Here is a 19,135-nt window from a genome sequence, read left to right as displayed (position 1 = left end):
CCCGCAGGACCTCAATCCGGCTGGCGCAGCATTGACCAGAAGCGTGGCCCGTCGCGCCCGACCCGCCAGTCCGCCGTCACCGCAAACCCCGCCGCGGCATAGAAGCCGAGGTTCCGTTCGGTCGCCGTCTCCAGATAGCAGGGCAGCCGCCCCGCCGCCCGCGCGAGCCCCGCAGCAAGGGCCGCCCGGCCGAAGCCCTGGCCCTGCGCCGCCGGATCGCACCCGGCGATGTGCAGATACCAGAAGGCGCCCTCCGGCATGTGGGCGTCGATCGCCGCGCTGACCGCCAGCGCCCGCCGCACCCCGCCGCGCAGCGCGGCGAGCAGGGGCATGGCATGGCGCAACATCTCCCCCCAGCCGACCGCCGTCCGCCCCGGCGCCCGCCACAGGGTCGCCGCCTCGCCACCCCCCGTCAGCAACCGCATCCCGGCCCGCCCGTCGCTATCGAAGAGCAGGGCGAACAATCGCGGCAGCCGGGCCGCGCGCTGCACCGGATCGGGGATGATGTAGGCGAACGCCGGATCGTCCTGAAACGCGCGCGCCAGCATCGCCGCGGTGGCCGTGCGATGGGTCTGGCGCGCGAGCAGGATCGTCAGGGGATCACCGTCGTGAAGAGATAGGCGGCGAAGATGACGAGGTGCACCACGCCCTGCAACACCGTCGTCCGCCCGGTGCCGAGCGAGATGGTCGTCACGAACAGCGACAGGGCGAGCAGCGTCATGCTCTTGGCACCGATACCGAGCGCCAGCGGCAGGCCCAGGGTCAGGCTGACGATCGCCACCGCCGGGATGGTGAGGCCGATCGTCGCCAGCGCCGATCCGAGCGCGAGGTTGAGGCTCGTCTGCAATCGGTCGCGTCGCGCCGCATTGTAGGCGGCCAGGCTCTCCGGCGCGAGCACCAGCCCGGCGATCACCACGCCGACGATCGCATGCGGCAGGCCGGCGGAGGCGATCGCCTCCTCGACCCGCGCCGACAGCCCCTTGGCGAGCATCACCACCACGACCAGCGCGACCAGCAGCACGCCGAACGCGGTCCACGCGGTACGGTCGGTCGGCGGCGCGGCGTGCCCCTCCGGCTCGATGTCGCCCGCGGGCAGGAAATAGTCGCGATGTCGCACCGTCTGGACCAGCACGAACGTGCCGTAGAGCACCACGCTGACCACCGCCACGAACAGCAATTGCGAGGGCGCATAGGTCGGCCCCGCCGCGCTGGTCGTGTAATTGGGCAGGATCAGCGACAGCACCACCAGCGCGGCGAGCGTGGCCAGGGCCGCGCTGATCCCGCGCAACGTAAAGCGCTGCTCGCCATGCTTCAGCCCGCCCGTCAGCAGGCACAGGCCGATGATGAAGTTGAGGATAATCATGATCGCCGCGAACACCGTATCGCGGGCGAGCGCCGCCACATCGCCCGATCCCGACAGCATCAGCGAGACGATCAGCGACACCTCGATCACCGTCACCGCGACGGCGAGCACCAACGTGCCGAACGGCTCGCCGACGCGGTGCGCGACGACCTCGGCATGGTGGACCGCGGCGACCACCGATCCGATCAGGATCGCCGCCGCGATGCCGGTGCCCACCGCCCCCATCGCATACACCGACAGCAGCACCGCCGGCACACCCGCCAGCGGAAACAGGATCGCCCATGGCGGCAGGCCGAACCATCCCTTTGCGGATCCCTGCCCGGTCGTGTCGTCGTTCGTCGCTGCAGCCACCTGTGCTCCTTCGCATCGCCCGTAAAGGCCAATGCACCGCCGCCGCGAAAGGTCCGTGTCGATCCATCCGGCGGATTGCGCGGCGATGCGCGGCGATTCCGGTGTGACGTGATCTAAGTTACGACGATTGTTGGGCTTTGTTATCCCTTCGCAACAAACCCTTGCGCGTCTGAACGGTTAGCACCGGGTCGGCACACTGCCGGCGTCCATCCTCACGATCCATCAGGAGACGCCCGTCATGTACTACCACGACAAGCGACTGCAGTATCCGGTTACCGTCGAGAAGCCCGATCCCCAGTTCGCCCGCATGCTCCAGCAGGCGATCGGCGGCGTCGAAGGCGAGATCCGCGTCTGCATGCAATATTTCTTCCAGGCCTGGGGCAATCGCTCGCCCGATCCGCGCTACCGCGACATGCTGCTCAACACAGCGACGGAAGAGATCGGCCATATCGAAATGCTGGCGACCGCGGTCGCGCTCAACCTCGACAAGGCGCCCGCCAGCCTGCAGGAAGAGGGCGCAGCCGACGGCATCGTCGGTGCGGTGATGGGCGGCGAACGGCCGCGCCACATCGTCGAGGGGCTAATCCACAAGAACCTGCTGTCGAGCGGCCTGTCGGCGATGCCGATCGATTCGGACGGCGTCCCCTTCGACATGAGCCACATCTATGCCAGCGGCAACGTCGCCGCAGACATGTATGCCAACGTCGCGGCGGAGAGCACCGGGCGCGTGCTCGCCGTGCGCCTGTTCAACGCCGCGCATGACGAAGGCATGAAGAAGATGCTGCATTACATGATCGCCCGCGACACCATGCACCAGAACCAGTGGCTGGCCGTGGTGGAGGAACTGGGCGGCGCCGCCCAGCAGTTGCCGATCCCCAACAGCTTCCCGCAGAGCGAGGAGGACAATCAGAACAACTACAATTACTACGTCACCTCGATCGACGGATCGGTGCCGGAGGGCCGCTGGACGAGCGGACCGTCGATCGACGGCAAGGGCGAGTTCACCGTGTTCCGCAACGAGCCGCTGGGCGACGTGCCGAACCTCGGCCCCGCCCGCCCCGACAGCGGCGCGCAGACCGACCAGATCGGCAAGCCGTAACCCAAGCGGAGCCGGCGGCGATGGAAGCGCCGCCGGCCCCCTACTGCCCCATGACGATCAGGATCGCCGGGAAGACGTTCTGGAGGACGTGCACCGCGGCGACCAGCGCAACCGCACGCCAGAAGCCGCGACCGCGCCAGGTGACGTAGAGCGTCGAGAAGATCAGGAACGGCCACCAGATCACCGCCCCCCACCAGGGCGAGGCGAGGCTGTGCAGCACGCCCCAGATGGCGGCGCTGGCGACCACCGCCTGCCAGGCCCCGAGCAGCCGCAGCAGCACGGCCAGGATCGCGGCCATGACGAGCGTCTCGACCACCGGGCTGAACAGCGCGATCAGGAACAGCTTCACCGGCGCCGACGTGTCGCCGAGGTCCGGCCCGGCATGATCGGGCACGAGATGCGCGATGACGAAGCTGAGCGCGGTGCTGCCTGCGATCGTCAGCACCCAGCCGACGAGGATCGCCAGCCACGGCTGCCGGTCGCGGAACAGCAACGCGGGGAGCACGCGAAGCGGACCGCGGCTGCGCCGCCATGCGGGCGCTGTGGTCGTATCGAGAGAGAGATCCGTCATCGTCGCCCCATTCGTTGCGCGGCTGTCATGCGGCGGTACGCGTTAACGGCGGATGATGCGGCCGGACCGGTATCATGGTCCGCCACCTGCCGGATGTCCTCGCAAAGCAGATGCTGCTGCAAAGGCCACGCATGTCACATGCGATCCGTCACCCCGGACTGAATCCGGGGTCTACCGAGCCGCGCAACCCATTGCGTCTGGCTACGCTCCACCGTGGATGCCGGAACGAGTCCGGCATGACGGAAGGGTTGGACCGAGCGTTCCGCAAGAGCTGCGCCCCCGAAATCCTCGGCATCAAGTGCACTGTCAATCGAAAGCATTACTGCAAAGGGGACGACCACGCCTCGCAGTGTCCACAGTAAATCGATGTGACTGGGCCACCACGAAAAAGGGGCGCCGCTCGCACGACGCCCTTCGCTATGCAGTCAGGTCGGGATCAGGCCGCAGCGCCGGCGCCGTCCTTCTTCTTCTCGGCATAGACGCGGATCGGTTCCTTGCGGCCCTCGATCACGTCCTTGTCGATCATCACCTCGTCGACGCCGTCCATGCCGGGCAGGTCGAACATCGTGTCGAGCAGGATGCCCTCCAGGATCGATCTGAGGCCGCGCGCGCCGGTCTTGCGTTCAATCGCCTTCTTGGCGACCGTCACCAGCGCATCGTCGGTGAAGCCGAGTTCGACCTCCTCCATCTCGAACAGCTTCTGGTATTGCTTGACCAGGGCGTTCTTGGGCTCGCTCAGGATCTTGACCAGCGCCGGGATGTCGAGGTCCTCCAGCGTCGCGATGACGGGAAGGCGACCGACGAATTCGGGGATCAGGCCGAACTTCAGCAGATCCTCGGGCTCGGTCTGGCGCAGCAGCTCGCCGGTGCGCTTCTCTTCCGGTGCCGCGACATAGGCGCCAAAGCCGATCGACTTGCCCTGCAAACGGTCGCCGATGATCTTTTCGAGGCCGGAGAACGCGCCGCCGCAGATGAACAGGATGTTCGTCGTGTCGACCTGCAGGAACTCCTGCTGCGGGTGCTTGCGGCCGCCCTGCGGGGGCACGGAGGCGGTGGTGCCTTCCATCAGCTTGAGCAGCGCCTGCTGCACGCCCTCGCCCGACACGTCGCGGGTGATCGACGGGTTCTCGGCCTTGCGGCTGATCTTGTCGATCTCGTCGATGTAGACGATGCCGCGCTGTGCCCGCTCGACATTGTAGTCGGAGGCCTGGAGCAGCTTGAGGATGATGTTCTCGACGTCCTCGCCGACATAGCCCGCTTCGGTCAGCGTCGTCGCATCGGCCATCGTGAACGGCACGTCGAGGATGCGCGCCAGCGTCTGCGCGAGCAGCGTCTTGCCGCAGCCGGTCGGGCCGACGAGCAGGATGTTCGACTTGGCGAGCTCGACGTCGGCACCCTTGGCGCCGTGGTTCAACCGCTTGTAGTGGTTGTGCACCGCCACCGACAGCACGCGCTTGGCTTGCTTCTGGCCGATGACGTAATCGTCGAGCACGTCGCAGATCTCCTGCGGCGTGGGGACGCCGCCGTCCTTCTTGCTGACCAGCGCGGACTTCGTCTCTTCACGGATGATGTCGTTGCACAGCTCGACGCACTCGTCGCAGATGAACACGGTCGGTCCTGCGATGAGCTTGCGCACCTCGTGCTGCGACTTGCCGCAGAACGAGCAATAGAGGGTGCTCTTCGAGTCGCCACCGCTCAATTTCGTCATTCACACTTCCTTGTCGCGGGGGGTTCCCCGCTGGTGAGGCCGGTCATGGTAGACCGGCCGATACGCAAACCACAACGCCGAAAAGTCACTAAAAGTCACGCCCAAGCGCGTTATCAGGCCGCCTGGGCGACATCCTCGGCGGGGGTCGGCCGCTTGTCGAACACCTCGTCCACGAGGCCGAAGTCCTTGGCTTCATTGGCTTCCAGGAACGTGTCGCGATCCATGCGGCGCTCGATCTCCTCGATCGGCTGGCCGGTGTATTGCGCGTACAGTTCGTTCATCCGCTTGCGGATGCGCAGGATTTCCTTGGCCTGGATCTCGATGTCGGACGCCATGCCCTGCGCGCCGCCCGACGGCTGGTGGATCATGATCCGCGCATTGGTGAGCGCGACGCGCATGCCCGGTTCGCCCGACGCCAGCAGGAAGCTGCCCATCGACGCCGCCTGACCGATGCACACCGTGCCGACGCGCGGGCGAATATATTGCATCGTGTCATGGATCGCCATGCCCGCCGTGACGACGCCGCCCGGCGAGTTGATGTACATGAAGATGTCCTTCTTCGGGTTCTCGGACTCGAGGAAGAGCAGCTGCGCGGTGATGAGGCTGGCCATGCCGTCCTCGACGCCGCCGGTCACGAAGATGATCCGCTCGCGCAGCAGGCGGCTGAAGATGTCGAACGAGCGTTCGCCGCGGTTCGATTGTTCGATGACAATCGGCACGAGACCGGCCTGCGTCTGCTGCAGGCCAAGGCCCGCGCGACCCAGATGGCCCGCGTAATCACCGGTCTCGAACGGATTGTGCATGGAAATCTCTCTTATGCCCTAAGGAGCGCCAACATCGGCGCTCCGGCGGGCGAGTTCAAGCCCCGGCAGAGGGTGCAGGGTGCGCCAGATAGGCGAGCCGTCGCACCTCGCGCCGGCCGCGTACCACCGTGTCGAGGATCAGCCCGGCGAAGACGCACAGCGCGGCGACGATGCCGAGGCCGGTGATGAGGATCGCGGTCGGGAAACGCGGCACCAGATGCGTGGCCATATAGGTGATCGCCAGCGGCACGCCGAGCACCAGCCCGACGAGCGCGAACAGCGCGCCGATCACGCCGAAGAACAGCAGCGGCCGCTCGATCCGGTACAGCGTCAGAATGGTAGAGAGGATACGGAAGCCGTCGCTGTAGGTGCTGAGCTTCGACGCCGACCCTTCCGGCCGCGCGAAATAGGGCGTCTCGATCTCGGCGCAGGGCATCTTGAGTTCCAGCGCATGGACGCTGATCTCCGTCTCGATCTCGAAGCCTGCCGACAGCGAGGGGAAACTCTTGACGAAGCGACGCGAGAAGACGCGATAACCCGATAGAATGTCGGTGAAGCTGCGGCCGAACAGCCGCGCCAGCATGCCGGTGAGCAGCGCGTTGCCGAAGCGGTGGCCGCGGCGATAGCTTTCCTGCACCTGGCTGACGCGGGCGCCGACGATCATGTCGCATTGTTCGGCGAGCAGCCGCGCGACGAGCGCGGGCGCGGAGGCGGCGTCATAGGTCGCGTCGCCATCGGCCATGACATAGACGTCGGCGTCGACGTCGGCGAACATCCGGCGGACCACGGCGCCCTTGCCCTGGATACGCTCGGTCCGCACCACCGCACCCGCAGCGCGCGCGACGGCGACCGTGTCGTCGGTCGAATTGTTGTCGTAGACGTAGACGGTGGCGCCGGGCAGCGCGGCGCGAAAGCCGGCGACGGTCTGGGCGATCGCCGCGGCCTCGTTGTAGCAGGGGAGCAGGACTGCGATCACCGGCTGCGTCACGTCTTGCGTTCCCTTATCGGTCAGGTGATCCGGACCAACCGCTCCAAACAACCGTCATCCCGGCGCATGCCGGGATCCATGGATACCAGCGGCCGCTGATGGATGCCCCGCCCACCGTGCGACTCCATGGGTCCCGGCGTGCGCCGGGATGACGTTATTGGGGGAGAGACACCCCTCCCCCTCACGATCAGCCTTCGGTCTTCGCTGCGGCCTTCTTCGCGCGCGGCTTCTTGGCCGGGGCGGCGTCGGCGGCCTCGGTGCCTTCCGCCGCTTCGGCCGCGACCGGCGACGATTCGGTCACCGCGGTCTCTGCCTCGACGGGAGCGGCAGCCTTCTTGGCGCGCGGCTTCTTGGCGGCGGGCGCTTCGTCGGCAGCCGGGGCCGACTCGACCTCGGCGCCGGCATTGTCGTCCTTCGCCACCGGCTTCTTGGCCGCGGCCTTCTTGGCCGGCTTGGCCTCACCTTCAGCTGCGCCTTCGCCCGCGTTCGCCTTCTTCGACTTGCGCGGCTTGTGATTGTCGTGGTCGTGGCTGTGCGTGCCGGTCGCGAAGCCGTCCTCGCTCTCGATCGCGGCTTCCAGCTCCTCGCGGGTCGCTTCGCGGTCGGTCACCTCGGCCTTGTCGAACAGGAAGTCGACGACCTTGTCCTCGTACAGCGGCGCGCGCAGCTGGGCGGCGGCCATCGGCTCCTGCTGGATGTACTGGATGAAGCGCTGCTGATCCTCGCCACGATACTGCTGCGCGGCCTGGGCGATCAGGCGGTTCATTTCCTGCTGGCTGACCTCGACGCCGTTGGCCTGGCCGATCTCCGACAGCAGCAGGCCGAGGCGGACGCGGCGCTCGGCGATCTTGCGGTAATCGTCGCGCTCGGATTCCATCTCGGCGAGTGCGGCGGCGGGATCCGCCTCGTGCGTCGCCTCATGCTCCAGCTGCTGCCAGATCTGCGCGAATTCGGCCTCGACCATCGACGGCGGCACTTCGAAATCGTGACCCTCGGCGAGCTGGTCGAGCAGCTTGCGCTTCATGTGGGTGCGGGTGAGGCCGTTATGCTCCTGCTCGATCTGCCCCTTGATGAGGCCGCGCAGCTGCTCCAGGCTTTCGAGCCCGAGGTTCTTGGCCAGATCCTCGTCGATCTTGCTCTCGCCGGCGACCTGGATCTTCTTGACGGTGATGTCGAAGGTGGCGGGCTTGCCGGCCAGTTCCTTGGCGCCGTAATCCTCGGGGAAGGTGACGTTGAGCGTCTTTTCCTCGCCCAGCTTCACGCCGACCAGCTGGTCCTCGAAGCCCGGGATCAGGCGGCCCGAACCCAGTTCGACGCCCATGTCGGTGCCGGTGCCGCCGTCGAAGGCGACGCCGTCCGCGGTCTTGCCGACGAAGTCGACGGTGACGAGGTCGCCCATTTCGGCCGCTTTGTCATCGGCATCGTCCCACTTCTTCGACTGGTCTGCGAACTTCTGCAGCTGCTCGTCCACCGCTTCGTCGGCGACCGGCACGGTCAGCCGCTCGAGCTTCAGCGCGTCGATCGCGGGCGCCGGCACGGTCGGGAGCACTTCCAGTTCGACGGTGACCGCGGCGTCCTTGCCCGGCGCGTAATCGTCGTTCAGCGCGACCGAAGGCTGCATCGCCGGACGCAGCGCCTTGTCGGCGAGCAGCTGCTGCACGCCCTGCTGGATCGCGCTGTTCAGCGCGTCGGCGGTCAGCGCCTCGCCGTGCATCTTGCGCACCAGGTTCACGGGCACCTTGCCGGGACGGAAACCGGGCATCTTCACCTGCGGGGCGACGCGCTTCACCTCGGCATCGACCTTGGCATCGATGTCGGCGGCGGTGATGGTCAGCGTGTAGGCGCGCTTCAGGCCCTCGTTCAACGTCTCGACAGTCTGCATGTTCGGCCTTCAATCTGGAGAAATCTGACGGAAATTCATATGGCTGCCGTCCCGCTCTGGGAGCGCGGGACTGGTGCGGGCGAAGGGACTCGAACCCCCACATCTTGCGATACTGGAACCTAAATCCAGCGCGTCTACCAGTTCCGCCACGCCCGCACGAGGACCCGCCGTTGGGGTTTTCCGTCACAGTGAACCTGCGCCGGGCCATCCCTTGGGCGCGCGTCTATACCAGCGTGGCGCGTACAGGCAAGCGCGCAAGGCAACCGGCGTCGGTGCGGGGCGTTATCCAGCGCGAAGGAGAGTTCCCCATGGCCACCCAACCCCCGCCCGAAACCCCCGCCCCGACGCCGCAGCCGGTGCAGCCCGACGGCCCCCCGCCCGAGGTGACGACGCCCGGGCCGGATATCGACGTCCCCTCGCCCGGCACGCCGGCGACGGATCCCGGCACCGCGCAGCCGGCGGAGGTCTGACATGACCGACACCAATCGCATTCCCGCGGACGCGCCGGACAGCAGCCCCGACGGCGACCGCGCCGATCCGCGCCCCGACATCCAGCAGGCGGTGGAGGCGCGCTCCGATGCGGTGGCGCGCGGCGAAGGCGGCGAGGAGCCGTCGCGCTTCACCGATCCCGGCGCGTTCGACGGCAACAGCGGCACCGGCGGCGAGGTCAAGAACCAGGACCTGACGCAGCAGTGATGGCGCTCGCTCCCTCTCCGCGCTGGAGGGGGAGCGTGCCGCCCGATGCAAATCCAGCGGCGGCCTCAACCCGCCTTGATGCGGCGGGCCGACAGGATCGTCACCCGGTCCACCGGCACCTCGCCCTTGAACGACCCGCGCATCGTCGCCGTCGGCGATACCGGCGCATCGAAGACCTTCAGGATCGTATTCTGCCCTTCGACCACATGGCCGAAGGCGGCATAGCCCAGATTGTCGCCGGGCTTCGCCGGATCGGCGTCGAACGATGGTTGGTCGCCGATGCTGATCGTGAACTCGCCGCGCCCGCTGCCCGGCTCCAGCCGCGCTGTGGAGACGGTGAAGTCGGTATGCTTGATGCCGGTAAGCGTCGTGGGTTCATGCTTGATCGGCGGCAGGATGCGCTTGCCGTCGCCGTCCGGGCCGAATTGCACGAAGCCGAAATGGTCGGCGACCTTCACCGCGCGATAGAAGGTGACGCCGTCCAGACGCTTGCCGTCGACGTATCTCAGGAAATTGCCCGCGCTGATCGGCGCATGCACCGTATCCGCCTCGATGACGAAGCGGCCTGCCGTCGTCTCGAACGCGACGCGGGGCAGAGGCGCGGGTGCGGGTGCGGGTGCGGGTGCGGGTGCGGGTGCCTGCTGCGCGGAGAGCGGTGCCGCCAGTGCCAGTGCGAGGAGCCATGCGGGTTTCATCGAGCGTCCTTTCCTGATGCTGACCACATCATCATGGCGACGCACGGGCAATTCAACACTGAGGCTCTCGACCGCCTCTAAATCCCCTTCCGTCATACCGACGTGTTCCGGCATCCACCAGTCCGCACACGCATCAGTTCATGGCTTCGAGGCACGGTGGACCCCGGAACGAGTCCGGGGTGACGGATCGCGTGGAACCTATGAGGGTCGTTCGCCGACGCCTCGGCTGACCTAGGACCACTCGCCATTCAATCCTCCCCGCGCCAGGGGGAGGATGAAGAAGGTCCCTAATCTTGCATGTCGATCAGCTTTGGCGTTCGAGGCGGCTCATGCAGCGGAGCCGCACCGGCAGCGGGCGACTCGCTCGCGCATCAGCCGGCAAGCGCGGTCTTGAGCAGGTCGTTGACCACGGCGGGGTTGGCCTTGCCGCCCATCGCCTTCATCGTCTGGCCGACGAAGAAGCCGAACAGCGCTTCCTTGCCGCCGCGATACTGCGCCAGCTGGTTGGGGTTCTTCGCCAGCACCTCAGCGATCACCGCCTCAATCGCGCCGGTGTCGCTGGTCTGCTTGAGGCCGCGATCCTCGACGATCTTCGCCGGCGCGTCGCCCGTCTCCAGCATCACCTCGAACACCTGCTTGGCGAGGCTGCCCGACAGCGTGCCGTCGGCGACCAGCGCCAGCAGCTCGGCCGCCTGCGCCGGCGACACCGGCGACTCGGCGATGCCCTTGCCGGTGCGATTGAGCGCGCCGAACAGTTCGGACGTCGTCCAGTTCGCCGCCGCGACCGGCTTGGCGCCCGCCTCCAGCAGAGTATCGAACCAGCGCGCCGCCTCGACCTCGGCGGTCAGCACGCCCGCCTGATAGGCGGAGATGCCCAGCCCCTCGTAACGCTGGCGCTTGGCATCGGGCAGCTCGGGCAGGCTGGCGCGGCATTCCTCCAGAAACGCCTCCTCCAGCTCCAGCGGCAGCAGGTCGGGATCGGGGAAGTAGCGGTAATCGTGCGCATCTTCCTTGGATCGCATGGTCCGCGTCTGCCCCGTGTCGGGGTTGAACAGCCGCGTCTCCTGCACGATCGTGCCGCCGTCCTCCAGCACCTCGACCTGGCGCCTCGCCTCGTGCTCGATCGCCTGCATGACGAAGCGGACCGAATTGACGTTCTTGGTCTCCGTCCGCGTGCCGAACGGTTCGCCGGGCTTGCGCACGCTGACGTTGACGTCGGCGCGCATCGACCCCTGGTCCATGTTGCCGTCGCAGCTGCCGACGTAGCGCAGGATCGATCGCAGCTTCGTAAGGTAAGCCCCTGCTTCCGCAGGCGAACGCATGTCCGGCCGGCTGACGATCTCCATCAGCGCGACGCCCGAGCGGTTGAGGTCGACATAGGAGCGCGTCGGATGCTGGTCGTGCATCAGCTTGCCCGCGTCCTGCTCGACGTGGATGCGCTCGACGCCGATCGTCTTGGTCGCGTCCGGGTTCTTGTCGTCCGGCGCGATCTCCACCGCGCCCTCGCCCACCAGCGGGTGGTAGAGCTGGCTGATCTGATAGCCCTGCGGCAGATCGGCGTAGAAATAGTTCTTGCGATCGAACCGCGACCAGCGGTTGATCTGCGCGTCGATCGCCATGCCGGTGCGCACCGCCTGGCGGATGCACTCCATGTTCGGCACCGGCAGCATGCCCGGCATCGCCGCGTCGACCAGGCTGACCTGCGTGTTCGGCTCCGCACCGAACGCGGTCGCCGCGCCGGAGAACAATTTGGCCTCGGAGGTCACCTGCGCGTGCACCTCCAGGCCGATCACGACCTCCCACTCGCCGGTGGCGCCTTGGATGCGATAGCTGGTCTCGTTCATGGATGCGTCTCTGGGGTGATGAGGGTGAGATCGGGGAAATAACTGGCGAGGCGGCGGTCGCGGGTCATCAGCGTGGCGCCCAGCGTCGCGGCATGGCCGGCGATGAGGAAATCGGGCAGCACCCGCTGCCGCGTTCCGCCGCGCCGGCGGTATTCGCCATGGGTCTTGCCGGCGGCAAGTGCGACCTGGTCGGTCAAGACAAGTATGTCTGTCTGCAGTTGCTCCAAGTCGCCGAGCAATTCCGCAGGACGTTCCGCGCCGGCCGCAGCCTCTGCCAGCACCAGCTGGTTGCAGACGAGCGTTTCCACGTCGCACACCGAGGCATAACGTTTGCGCGACCAAGACGCACTTGGCGTGTCGTGCGTACTTAGAAGGTCAATGATGATATTCGTATCGACAAAGATCACGGCAACAGTTCGTCACCACGGATGTCCCGCATGATCTCGTCGGTCGGCCGTGTGAACTGCGGATTTTCCTGCATACGTGCGAAGAACGCTTCGATCCGCGCGGTGCGCTGCTCAGGCGTTTCGTCCGGCCAGCGCCGCCTCGGCACGACAACCGCTTCGCCGCGATCGTTGACCCCGACGTCCACGGGCAGCCCGGGCACGAGACCGATGGCATCGCGCACGTCCTTCGGGATCAGCACCTGACCTTTGCTGGTCATGTTGGTCGTCGTGCGCTTTTCGAGCGGCGCGTTCATCGTCTACCTCCGGCACTACCAAGGTAACATTGGGTTGCCCGATCGTCTACCACCACGCATCCGGCCGCGCCGTGAAGCCGGCGCGCTGCTCGATTGCGAGGCCGGCATTGAGCACGCCCTGCTCGTCCAGCGGCCGGCCGATGATCTGCAGGCCCAGCGGCAGCCCGTCCTTGTCGAGCCCGCCCGGCACGCTCATCGCCGGCAGCCCCGCCAGGCTCGAGGGCACGGTGAACACGTCGTTGAGGTACATGGCGATCGGATCCGCCGATTTCTCGCCCAGCGCGAACGCCGCCGACGGCGCGGTGGGCGTCAGCAGCACGTCGCACATCTCGAACGCGCGCTCGAAGTCGCGGGCGATCAGCGTGCGGATCTTCTGCGCCTGGGTATAGTATGCGTCGTAGAAGCCGGCCGACAGCACATAGGTGCCGATCATGATCCGCCGCTTCACCTCCGCACCGAAGCCATCGGCGCGGGTCGCGGCATACATGTCCTGCAATCCGGCCCCATCGGGCAGATCACGCAGGCCGTACCGCACGCCGTCATAGCGCGCGAGGTTGGACGAGGCTTCCGCCGGCGCGATGATGTAATAGGCGGGCAGCGCGTATTTCGTGTGCGGCAAGGAGACTTCGACGATCTCCGCGCCCGCATCCCTCAGCCAGTCGACCCCGGCCTGCCACAGCGCCTCGATCTCCTCGGGCATGCCGTCGACGCGATATTCCTTGGGAATGCCGACGCGCTTGCCGGCAAGGCTGGGCGACAGGCCATGCTCCCAGCGCGGCACGTCGAGTTGCAGCGAGGTCGCGTCCTTGGCGTCGAAGCCGGCCATCGCCTCCAGCATGATCGCGCAGTCGCGCACGTCGCGCGCCATCGGCCCGGCCTGGTCGAGGCTGGAGGCGAAGGCGATCGTTCCCCAGCGCGAGCAGCGGCCGTAGGTCGGCTTGATGCCGCTGATGCCGGTGAAGGCGGCGGGCTGGCGGATCGAGCCGCCGGTATCCGTGCCGGTCGCGCCGGGGCACAGCCGCGCCGCCACCGCCGACGAGCTGCCGCCCGACGAGCCGCCCGGCGCCAGCGGCGCATTGCTGCCCGCCTTGCGCCAAGGCGACAGGACGTTGCCGAACGCGCTCGTCTCGTTGGACGAACCCATCGCGAACTGGTCCATGTTGAGCTTGCCGAGCATGCCGGCGCCGGCATCCCACAGGTTCTGCGACACCGTCGATTCGTAGGGCGGAGTGAACCCGCCCAGGATGTCGCTCGCCGCGGTGGTGGCGACGCCCTTGGTGCAGAACAGGTCCTTCATGCCGATCGGCACGCCGGCGAGGGCTTTGAGCGTCTCGCCCGCCGCGCGCGCGGCGTCGGCGGCACGGGCTGCGGCCAGCGCATGATCGGGGGTTTCGACCAGGAAGGCGTTGAGCGGCTTGGCCTTGGCCACCTTCACCACGAAGGCGTCGGCCACCTCGACCGCGGAAAAGGTGCCGGCGCGCACGCCGTCGCGGATGGCGGCGATGCCGAGGTCGGTCAGGTCGGCCATTATTCGATCACCTTGGGAACGGTAAAGAAGCCGTGCTCGGCCTGTGGGGCGTTGGCCATCAGCGCATCGCGGATGCCGCCGCCGGTCAGCGGATCGGCGTTGACCACGTCCTCGCGTAGCCGCAGCCGGTTGGGGATCACCGCGGTCATCGGCTCGACGCCGGTGGTATCCACCTCGCCCAGTTGCTCGATCCAGCCGAGGATGTTGCTGAGTTCGGGGGCGAGGCGGCTCGCATCCTCGTCGGTGATCGCGATGCGCGCGAGCGCGGCGACCTTCTTCACGGTGGCGGTGTCTACGGACATGGCCTGCGGCTAGCAGAGGCGTCGCCGCCCTTGCAACCTCGTGTTGCGCGCGACGCGACGCTCGTCCATCAGGGCGCCTCCCCCGCCCATCCGGGAACCCGTCCGCCTTGGCCCGTAAATTCCTCTATGTCTTCGCCGTTCTCATCGCGCTGGTGATCGCCGGCGGCATCGCCTACCGGCTGTACGGCGTCGAAATCCTGCGCATGGCGCTGGTCCCGACGGAGCAGTTCCGCGGCCAGCCCCGCGTCGACCCGAAGGTGTATGCCGACGCCAGGATGTGGGTCGCCCGGCCGGACATCGCCGGCAACCCCTCGCTGTGGACGCCGGCCGGCTACCAGCCCGCGGCGAAGCCGCAGGCGGCGGTCTTCTTCATCCATCCGACCTCCTACATCGGCCGCGACCATTGGAACGCGGCGCTGGACGATCCCGAAACCAATGCGCGCACCGCGATCTTCCTGCGCGGGCAGGCGAGCGCGTTCAACGCGGCCGGCGCGGTCTGGTCGCCGCGCTATCGCCAGGCGACGTTCGGCGCCTTCCTGACCAGCGTCGCCGATGCCAACCGCGCGCTCGATCTCGCCTATGGCGACGTCGCCGCCGCCTTTGCCGCGTTCGTGAAGCAGGTCGATCCGAAACGGCCGATCATCCTTGCCGGGCACAGCCAGGGTGCGCTCCACCTCACCCGCCTGCTGCGCGAACAGGTGGCGGGCAAGCCGATCGCGCGGCGTATCGTCGCCGCCTATGTCGTCGGCTGGCCGGTGTCGAAGAGCACCGATCTCGCCGCGCTCGGCCTCCCGCAATGCACCCGGCCCGATCAGGCCCGCTGCCTGCTGTCGTGGGAAAGCTTCGCCGAACCCGCCGATCCGTCGCTCGTCACCGATCTCTACGATCGCTCGACCGGCTTCGATGGCCGCACGCGCAAGGACACGCCGCTGGTCTGCACCAACCCGCTGACCGGCACCGCCGATGCCGCCGCCCCGGCGAGCGCCAACCTCGGCACGCTCTACCCCTCCGCCGACCTCGCCACCGCGGTCATCACGCCGGCCAAGGTGCCCGCCCGCTGCGGTCCGCGCGGCTTCCTGCTGATCGGCGAGCCGCCGGAACTGGGCAATTACGTGCTGCCCGGCAACAACTATCACGTCTACGACTATAGCCTGTTCTGGGCCAACGTCCGCGCCGACGCGCTGCGCCGCCTCGCCGCGTTCGGGGCGAAGCGATGATAACCCTCGATCGCGCCGCCTTTCGCGAGGCGCTGCCCGGCGGCGGCCGGTTGCTCGGCCTCGACCTCGGCACCAAGACGATCGGCACCGCGCTGTGCGATGCCGGCTGGAGCTTCGCCAGCCCCGCGCAACTGATCCGCCGCACCAAGTTCACCGCCGACAAGGCGGCGCTCGCCGCCCTCGCCACCGCGCAGCAGGTCCGCGGCCTGGTCCTCGGCCTGCCGCTCAACCTCGACGGCAGCGAGAGCCCGCGCAGCCAGTCGACCCGCGCCTTCGCCCGCAATTGCGCCGACCTCGCCCTCCCCATCCTGCTGTGGGACGAACGCTGGAGCACGGTGGCGGTGGAGCGCACCATGATCGAACAGGACATGAGCCGCGCCAAGCGTGCCGAACGGATCGACAATCTCGCCGCCGCGCACATCCTGCAAGCGGCGATCGACGCGCTGGTGATGGTCTAAAGGCCGGCAGCCTTGCGCAGAACGTCGTTCATGCGAGTTTGCCAGCCACCGCCGCCGCGCTTGAACCAGGCAATAACATCCTGATCCAGCCTGAGCGACACGGGCTGCTTCGGCGTTTCGAGGCTGGGGCGGCCCCGGCGGACCAGCTTGCTCCCGACAAAGGCATCGGCTTCATCGAACCAGCTGTCGTCCAGCTCGGGCTTGATGTCATCCCGGTCGATCGCGGTGCCGGTGGTATGCTGTACGTTCTTTGTCATTGGCTTTCCACATCGTGACGATGCGGCGTCCCTCGTCGCGTTCGGTCCAAACCAATATGACGACGTCATCGTCCAACATGCCGACCGAGATCCATCTCTCTTCGTCGATGCTGTGACGATCATCGCGTCTCGTCAGATGGAAACCGGCGAAGACGTCTGCCGCACGGCCAATATCAAGCGCGCGCTGCGCGAGAACCAGCTCTCGCTTCGCCGCATCGTAAACAATCCGCATGGAACCACTTTCTCAAGGTCGCCCGCAGGCGAGAGTTGGTGCTCATCTGTCTGCTCCTAGGTTCTCGGTTTGCTCGGTTTGCTCGGTTTGCTCGGTTTGCTCGGTTTGCTCGGTTTGCTCGGTGTCGGTATTTTCGTATATACGTAAAGTTCTCCGACCGTCAAGTGGCGTCCCGCTTGCCCCCGTCCCCCGCCGGCGCTACCCGGCGCGCTTGATGCAAGCCTCCGATCACCGTCCCGCTACCCTGATCCAGGGTGGCGCCGTCTTCCCGCACCGGCACCTCACCGGCATCGACGGGCTCCAGCCGCATGAGATCGCCTTCCTGCTCGACGAGGCGGAAGCGTGGGTGGCGGCGAACCGCAGCCATGCCGCGCCCGACAAGCGGCTCGCCGGGCTCACGCAGATCAACGCCTTCTTCGAGAACAGCACGCGCACGCTCTTGAGCTTCGAAATCGCGGGCAAGAGGCTGGGTGCGGACGTCGTCAACATGCATGCCGCGCAATCGAGCGTGAAGAAGGGCGAGACGCTGATCGACACCGCGCAGACGCTGAACGCGATGCGCGCCGACGTGATCGTCATCCGCCACATGGCAAGCGGAGCGGTGCGGCTGATCGCCGACAAGGTCGACTGCTCGGTGCTGAACGCCGGTGACGGGCGCCACGAACATCCGACCCAGGCGCTGCTCGACGCGCTCACCATCCGCCGCCGCAAGGGATCGATCGCCGGCCAGCGGGTCGTCATCTGCGGCGACGTGCTGCACAGCCGCGTCGCGCGTTCCAACATCCTGGCCTTGACCGCGCTCGCCGCCGAGGTGCGCGTGTGCGCGCCATCCACCCTGATGCCGGCCGCGATCGAGCGGATGGGGGTGACGCCGTTCACCGACTTCGACGCAGCGCTGGTCGGTGCCGACGTGGTGATGATGCTGCGCGTCCAGAACGAGCGGATGGCGGGTGGCTATATCCCGTCCAGCCGCGAATATCACCTGCGCTACGGTCTGACGCCGGAGCGGCTCGCGAGGCTACCCGACGCCCTCGTCATGCATCCCGGGCCGATGAACCGCGGGGTGGAGATCGATTCGGCGGTCGCCGACGGGCCGCAATCGGCGATCACCGAACAGGTCGAGATGGGGGTGGCGGTGCGCATGGCCTGCCTCGACGTCCTCACCCGGCGCGCACGCGGCGTGGAGGGCTGGGCATGAGCACGATCGCCTTCGTCAACGCACGCCTGGCCTGCCCCGCCACCGGCGTCGCCCAGGGCAGCCTGCTGGTCCGCGACGGCGTCATCGCCGCGACCGGCACCGTCGCGCCTCCGGCCGATGCGATCACGGTCGATTGCGGCGGCAAGACGCTGGCGCCCGGCATCGTCGACCTCGGCGTCTTCAAGGTCGATCGCGCCGCCTGCCGCGCCGGCGGCATCGTCCGCGTCGCATTGATGCCGGATGGCAATCCGGTGCTCGACGATCCCGGCATCGTCCAGCGCGCCGCGCTGATCGGCAAGCCCGACCTGTGGATCCACCCGATCGCCGCCGCCACGCGCGGCCTCGCCGGCGAGGACATGGCGGAGATGGCGATCTGCGCCTCCGCCGGCGCGCGCGCGGTCGGGACCGGACGCGGCTGGATCGCCGACAGCGGCGTGATGCTGCGCGTGCTGCGCTATGCGCGCGACCTCGACATCGCCGTCGTCACGCATGCCGAGGACGGCGGCCTCACCGCCGGCGCGGTGGCGACCGACGGCGAGACGGCGACGCGGCTCGGCCTCGCCAGCGCCCCTGCGGTCGCCGAGGCGCTGGCGGTGGCGCGCGACCTGATGCTTGCCGAGGAGACCGGCGCCCGGCTCCACATCCGCCAGGCGACCACCGCTGCCGCCTTCGACCTGATCCGTGCCGCCAAGCGCCGCGGCGTGCGCGTCACCTGCGGCATCACGCCGGCCCACCTGCACCTGTCGGAGATCGCGATGAGCGATTTCCGCACCTATGCGCATCTGTCGCCGCCGCTGCGCAGCGAGGCCGACCGGCAGGCAGCGCGGGCGGCGGTGGCCGACGGCACGATCGACGTACTCGCCTCCGCGCACGATCCGCATGGGCCGGAGGCGAAGCGCCTGCCGCTCGCCGATTCGGCGGCCGGCATGGCGGGGGCGGAGACGCTGCTGCCGCTGGCGCTGATGCTGGTGCGCGACGGGCTGTTGCCGCTCGACCGGCTGATGGCGATGCTCGCCGCCCATCCGGCGCAGGTGCTGGGCCTCGACACCGGCACGCTGCAACCGGGCAAGCCTGCCGATCTGATGCTGTTCGATGCCGATGCGCCGTGGCAGATCGACGGCGCCGCCTTCACGGCGTCGGCCGGCAATACCCCCTTCGACGGCCTGCCCGTACAGGGCCGCGTGCTGCGCCTGTGGAAAGGCGGCCGCGAGGTGTGAACGCCTGCGGCTCAGCCCTGTCGAGA

General features: G+C 67.8%; 22 protein-coding genes and 1 tRNA gene. 7 read left to right on the top strand and 16 right to left on the bottom strand.

Going from position 1 to position 19,135, the window contains the following annotated elements:
- Positions 1-11: 11 nt before the first annotated feature.
- Together AC4GY7_RS06970 and AC4GY7_RS06965 are read right to left on the bottom strand one after the other, a co-directional pair.
- Positions 12-548, bottom strand: a complete 537-nt coding sequence (locus AC4GY7_RS06970; RefSeq protein WP_491112722.1) for a GNAT family N-acetyltransferase — start codon at positions 546-548, stop codon at positions 12-14.
- 44 nt (positions 549-592) lie between these two features.
- Positions 593-1,714, bottom strand: coding sequence for a calcium:cation antiporter (locus AC4GY7_RS06965; protein ID WP_491112720.1), 1,122 nt, complete (start codon positions 1,712-1,714; stop codon positions 593-595).
- 238 nt (positions 1,715-1,952) lie between these two features.
- Here AC4GY7_RS06965 and AC4GY7_RS06960 point away from each other — a divergent pair, with 238 nt between their 5' ends.
- Positions 1,953-2,813 carry a manganese catalase family protein gene (locus AC4GY7_RS06960; protein WP_491112718.1) on the top strand — a complete coding sequence of 287 codons (861 nt, stop codon included), beginning with the start codon at positions 1,953-1,955 and terminating at the stop codon, positions 2,811-2,813.
- 40 nt (positions 2,814-2,853) lie between these two features.
- Here AC4GY7_RS06960 and AC4GY7_RS06955 read toward each other — a convergent pair whose 3' ends face one another.
- The 6 genes from AC4GY7_RS06955 to AC4GY7_RS06930 all read right to left on the bottom strand — a co-directional run bounded on the left by AC4GY7_RS06955 (position 2,854) and on the right by AC4GY7_RS06930 (position 8,921).
- The gene (locus AC4GY7_RS06955) at positions 2,854-3,384 is read right to left on the bottom strand and encodes a hypothetical protein (protein ID WP_491112717.1); all 531 of its coding nucleotides are present in this window, start codon (positions 3,382-3,384) and stop codon (positions 2,854-2,856) included.
- A 436-nt stretch (positions 3,385-3,820) separates the two neighbouring features.
- A complete protein-coding gene (gene clpX, locus AC4GY7_RS06950; protein ID WP_443584823.1) occupies positions 3,821-5,092 on the bottom strand; it encodes an ATP-dependent Clp protease ATP-binding subunit ClpX in 1,272 nt (423 codons plus the stop codon).
- 113 nt (positions 5,093-5,205) lie between these two features.
- Positions 5,206-5,895 carry an ATP-dependent Clp protease proteolytic subunit gene (locus AC4GY7_RS06945; RefSeq protein WP_443584822.1) on the bottom strand — a complete coding sequence of 230 codons (690 nt, stop codon included), beginning with the start codon at positions 5,893-5,895 and terminating at the stop codon, positions 5,206-5,208.
- 55 nt (positions 5,896-5,950) lie between these two features.
- The gene (locus tag AC4GY7_RS06940) at positions 5,951-6,883 is read right to left on the bottom strand and encodes a glycosyltransferase family 2 protein (protein ID WP_491112714.1); all 933 of its coding nucleotides are present in this window, start codon (positions 6,881-6,883) and stop codon (positions 5,951-5,953) included.
- A 187-nt stretch (positions 6,884-7,070) separates the two neighbouring features.
- Positions 7,071-8,765 carry a trigger factor gene (tig, locus tag AC4GY7_RS06935; RefSeq protein WP_491112712.1) on the bottom strand — a complete coding sequence of 565 codons (1,695 nt, stop codon included), beginning with the start codon at positions 8,763-8,765 and terminating at the stop codon, positions 7,071-7,073.
- A gap of 71 nt (positions 8,766-8,836) precedes the next feature.
- Positions 8,837-8,921 (bottom strand) — tRNA-Leu (locus tag AC4GY7_RS06930).
- A gap of 152 nt (positions 8,922-9,073) precedes the next feature.
- Here AC4GY7_RS06930 and AC4GY7_RS06925 point away from each other — a divergent pair.
- On the top strand, positions 9,074-9,235 hold the full coding sequence (locus AC4GY7_RS06925) for a hypothetical protein (protein WP_443584819.1): 162 nt from the start codon (positions 9,074-9,076) through the stop codon (positions 9,233-9,235).
- Position 9,236: 1 nt separating this feature from the next.
- Positions 9,237-9,461, top strand: coding sequence for a hypothetical protein (locus AC4GY7_RS06920; RefSeq protein ID WP_491112710.1), 225 nt, complete (start codon positions 9,237-9,239; stop codon positions 9,459-9,461).
- Positions 9,462-9,526: 65 nt separating this feature from the next.
- On the opposite strand, the gene AC4GY7_RS06915 is transcribed toward AC4GY7_RS06920, so the two are convergent.
- The 6 genes from AC4GY7_RS06915 to gatC all read right to left on the bottom strand — a co-directional run bounded on the left by AC4GY7_RS06915 (position 9,527) and on the right by gatC (position 14,530).
- Positions 9,527-10,156, bottom strand: a complete 630-nt coding sequence (locus tag AC4GY7_RS06915) for a peptidylprolyl isomerase (RefSeq protein ID WP_491112708.1) — start codon at positions 10,154-10,156, stop codon at positions 9,527-9,529.
- Positions 10,157-10,527: 371 nt separating this feature from the next.
- The gene (gatB, locus tag AC4GY7_RS06910) at positions 10,528-12,000 is read right to left on the bottom strand and encodes an Asp-tRNA(Asn)/Glu-tRNA(Gln) amidotransferase subunit GatB (RefSeq protein ID WP_491112707.1); all 1,473 of its coding nucleotides are present in this window, start codon (positions 11,998-12,000) and stop codon (positions 10,528-10,530) included.
- Positions 11,997-12,407, bottom strand: coding sequence for a type II toxin-antitoxin system VapC family toxin (locus tag AC4GY7_RS06905; RefSeq protein ID WP_491112705.1), 411 nt, complete (start codon positions 12,405-12,407; stop codon positions 11,997-11,999). The genes gatB and AC4GY7_RS06905 overlap by 4 nt, the downstream gene beginning before the upstream one ends.
- Positions 12,404-12,700, bottom strand: coding sequence for an AbrB/MazE/SpoVT family DNA-binding domain-containing protein (locus tag AC4GY7_RS06900; RefSeq protein ID WP_491112703.1), 297 nt, complete (start codon positions 12,698-12,700; stop codon positions 12,404-12,406). Before AC4GY7_RS06900 ends, AC4GY7_RS06905 begins: the two co-directional genes overlap by 4 nt.
- 46 nt (positions 12,701-12,746) lie before the next feature.
- Entirely contained in the window at positions 12,747-14,228 is a 1,482-nt protein-coding gene (gatA, locus tag AC4GY7_RS06895) for an Asp-tRNA(Asn)/Glu-tRNA(Gln) amidotransferase subunit GatA (RefSeq protein ID WP_491112701.1), read from the bottom strand.
- On the bottom strand, positions 14,228-14,530 hold the full coding sequence (gatC, locus tag AC4GY7_RS06890; protein WP_443584812.1) for an Asp-tRNA(Asn)/Glu-tRNA(Gln) amidotransferase subunit GatC: 303 nt from the start codon (positions 14,528-14,530) through the stop codon (positions 14,228-14,230). Before gatC ends, gatA begins: the two co-directional genes overlap by 1 nt.
- 107 nt (positions 14,531-14,637) lie before the next feature.
- Between gatC and AC4GY7_RS06885 the strand changes: the two genes are divergently transcribed.
- A complete protein-coding gene (locus tag AC4GY7_RS06885) occupies positions 14,638-15,747 on the top strand; it encodes a DUF3089 domain-containing protein (protein ID WP_491112699.1) in 1,110 nt (369 codons plus the stop codon).
- Positions 15,744-16,205 carry a Holliday junction resolvase RuvX gene (gene ruvX, locus AC4GY7_RS06880; RefSeq protein ID WP_491112698.1) on the top strand — a complete coding sequence of 154 codons (462 nt, stop codon included), beginning with the start codon at positions 15,744-15,746 and terminating at the stop codon, positions 16,203-16,205. The genes AC4GY7_RS06885 and ruvX overlap by 4 nt, the downstream gene beginning before the upstream one ends.
- On the opposite strand, the gene AC4GY7_RS06875 is transcribed toward ruvX, so the two are convergent.
- Complete coding sequence (locus AC4GY7_RS06875; protein WP_491112697.1) at positions 16,202-16,462, bottom strand: BrnA antitoxin family protein; 261 nt, start codon at positions 16,460-16,462, stop codon at positions 16,202-16,204. The two genes, ruvX and AC4GY7_RS06875, sit on opposite strands and share 4 nt — an antisense overlap.
- A complete protein-coding gene (locus AC4GY7_RS06870) occupies positions 16,413-16,694 on the bottom strand; it encodes a BrnT family toxin (RefSeq protein ID WP_491112696.1) in 282 nt (93 codons plus the stop codon). Before AC4GY7_RS06870 ends, AC4GY7_RS06875 begins: the two co-directional genes overlap by 50 nt.
- Positions 16,695-16,908: 214 nt before the next feature.
- Between AC4GY7_RS06870 and AC4GY7_RS06865 the strand changes: the two genes are divergently transcribed.
- Both AC4GY7_RS06865 and AC4GY7_RS06860 read left to right on the top strand, forming a co-directional pair.
- Positions 16,909-17,892, top strand: a complete 984-nt coding sequence (locus tag AC4GY7_RS06865) for an aspartate carbamoyltransferase catalytic subunit (protein ID WP_491112818.1) — start codon at positions 16,909-16,911, stop codon at positions 17,890-17,892.
- Entirely contained in the window at positions 17,889-19,109 is a 1,221-nt protein-coding gene (locus AC4GY7_RS06860; protein ID WP_491112695.1) for a dihydroorotase, read from the top strand. Before AC4GY7_RS06865 ends, AC4GY7_RS06860 begins: the two co-directional genes overlap by 4 nt.
- Positions 19,110-19,135: the final 26 nt, after the last annotated feature.

It is taken from the genome of Sphingomonas sp. SP5 (assembly GCF_058313455.1).
The sequence above is the reverse complement of the archived record's forward strand: the minus strand, read 5'-3'. Positions and strand labels throughout refer to the sequence as shown.

Bases quoted from the DNA above. Each gene is read 5' to 3' on its own strand.
- AC4GY7_RS06970 (WP_491112722.1), bottom strand. From the start codon at position 548: ATGCTGGCGCGCGCGTTTCAGGACGATCCGGCGTTCGCCTACATCATC.
- AC4GY7_RS06960 (WP_491112718.1), top strand. From the start codon at position 1,953: ATGTACTACCACGACAAGCGACTGCAGTATCCGGTTACCGTCGAGAAG.
- AC4GY7_RS06955 (WP_491112717.1), bottom strand. From the start codon at position 3,384: ATGACGGATCTCTCTCTCGATACGACCACAGCGCCCGCATGGCGGCGC.
- clpX (WP_443584823.1), bottom strand. From the start codon at position 5,092: ATGACGAAATTGAGCGGTGGCGACTCGAAGAGCACCCTCTATTGCTCG.
- AC4GY7_RS06945 (WP_443584822.1), bottom strand. From the start codon at position 5,895: ATGCACAATCCGTTCGAGACCGGTGATTACGCGGGCCATCTGGGTCGC.
- tig (WP_491112712.1), bottom strand. From the start codon at position 8,765: ATGCAGACTGTCGAGACGTTGAACGAGGGCCTGAAGCGCGCCTACACG.
- AC4GY7_RS06925 (WP_443584819.1), top strand. From the start codon at position 9,074: ATGGCCACCCAACCCCCGCCCGAAACCCCCGCCCCGACGCCGCAGCCG.
- AC4GY7_RS06920 (WP_491112710.1), top strand. From the start codon at position 9,237: ATGACCGACACCAATCGCATTCCCGCGGACGCGCCGGACAGCAGCCCC.
- AC4GY7_RS06915 (WP_491112708.1), bottom strand. From the start codon at position 10,156: ATGAAACCCGCATGGCTCCTCGCACTGGCACTGGCGGCACCGCTCTCC.
- gatB (WP_491112707.1), bottom strand. From the start codon at position 12,000: ATGAACGAGACCAGCTATCGCATCCAAGGCGCCACCGGCGAGTGGGAG.
- AC4GY7_RS06900 (WP_491112703.1), bottom strand. From the start codon at position 12,700: ATGAACGCGCCGCTCGAAAAGCGCACGACGACCAACATGACCAGCAAA.
- gatA (WP_491112701.1), bottom strand. From the start codon at position 14,228: ATGGCCGACCTGACCGACCTCGGCATCGCCGCCATCCGCGACGGCGTG.
- gatC (WP_443584812.1), bottom strand. From the start codon at position 14,530: ATGTCCGTAGACACCGCCACCGTGAAGAAGGTCGCCGCGCTCGCGCGC.
- ruvX (WP_491112698.1), top strand. From the start codon at position 15,744: ATGATAACCCTCGATCGCGCCGCCTTTCGCGAGGCGCTGCCCGGCGGC.
- AC4GY7_RS06875 (WP_491112697.1), bottom strand. From the start codon at position 16,462: ATGACAAAGAACGTACAGCATACCACCGGCACCGCGATCGACCGGGAT.
- AC4GY7_RS06870 (WP_491112696.1), bottom strand. From the start codon at position 16,694: ATGCGGATTGTTTACGATGCGGCGAAGCGAGAGCTGGTTCTCGCGCAG.
- AC4GY7_RS06865 (WP_491112818.1), top strand. From the start codon at position 16,909: ATGCAAGCCTCCGATCACCGTCCCGCTACCCTGATCCAGGGTGGCGCC.
- AC4GY7_RS06860 (WP_491112695.1), top strand. From the start codon at position 17,889: ATGAGCACGATCGCCTTCGTCAACGCACGCCTGGCCTGCCCCGCCACC.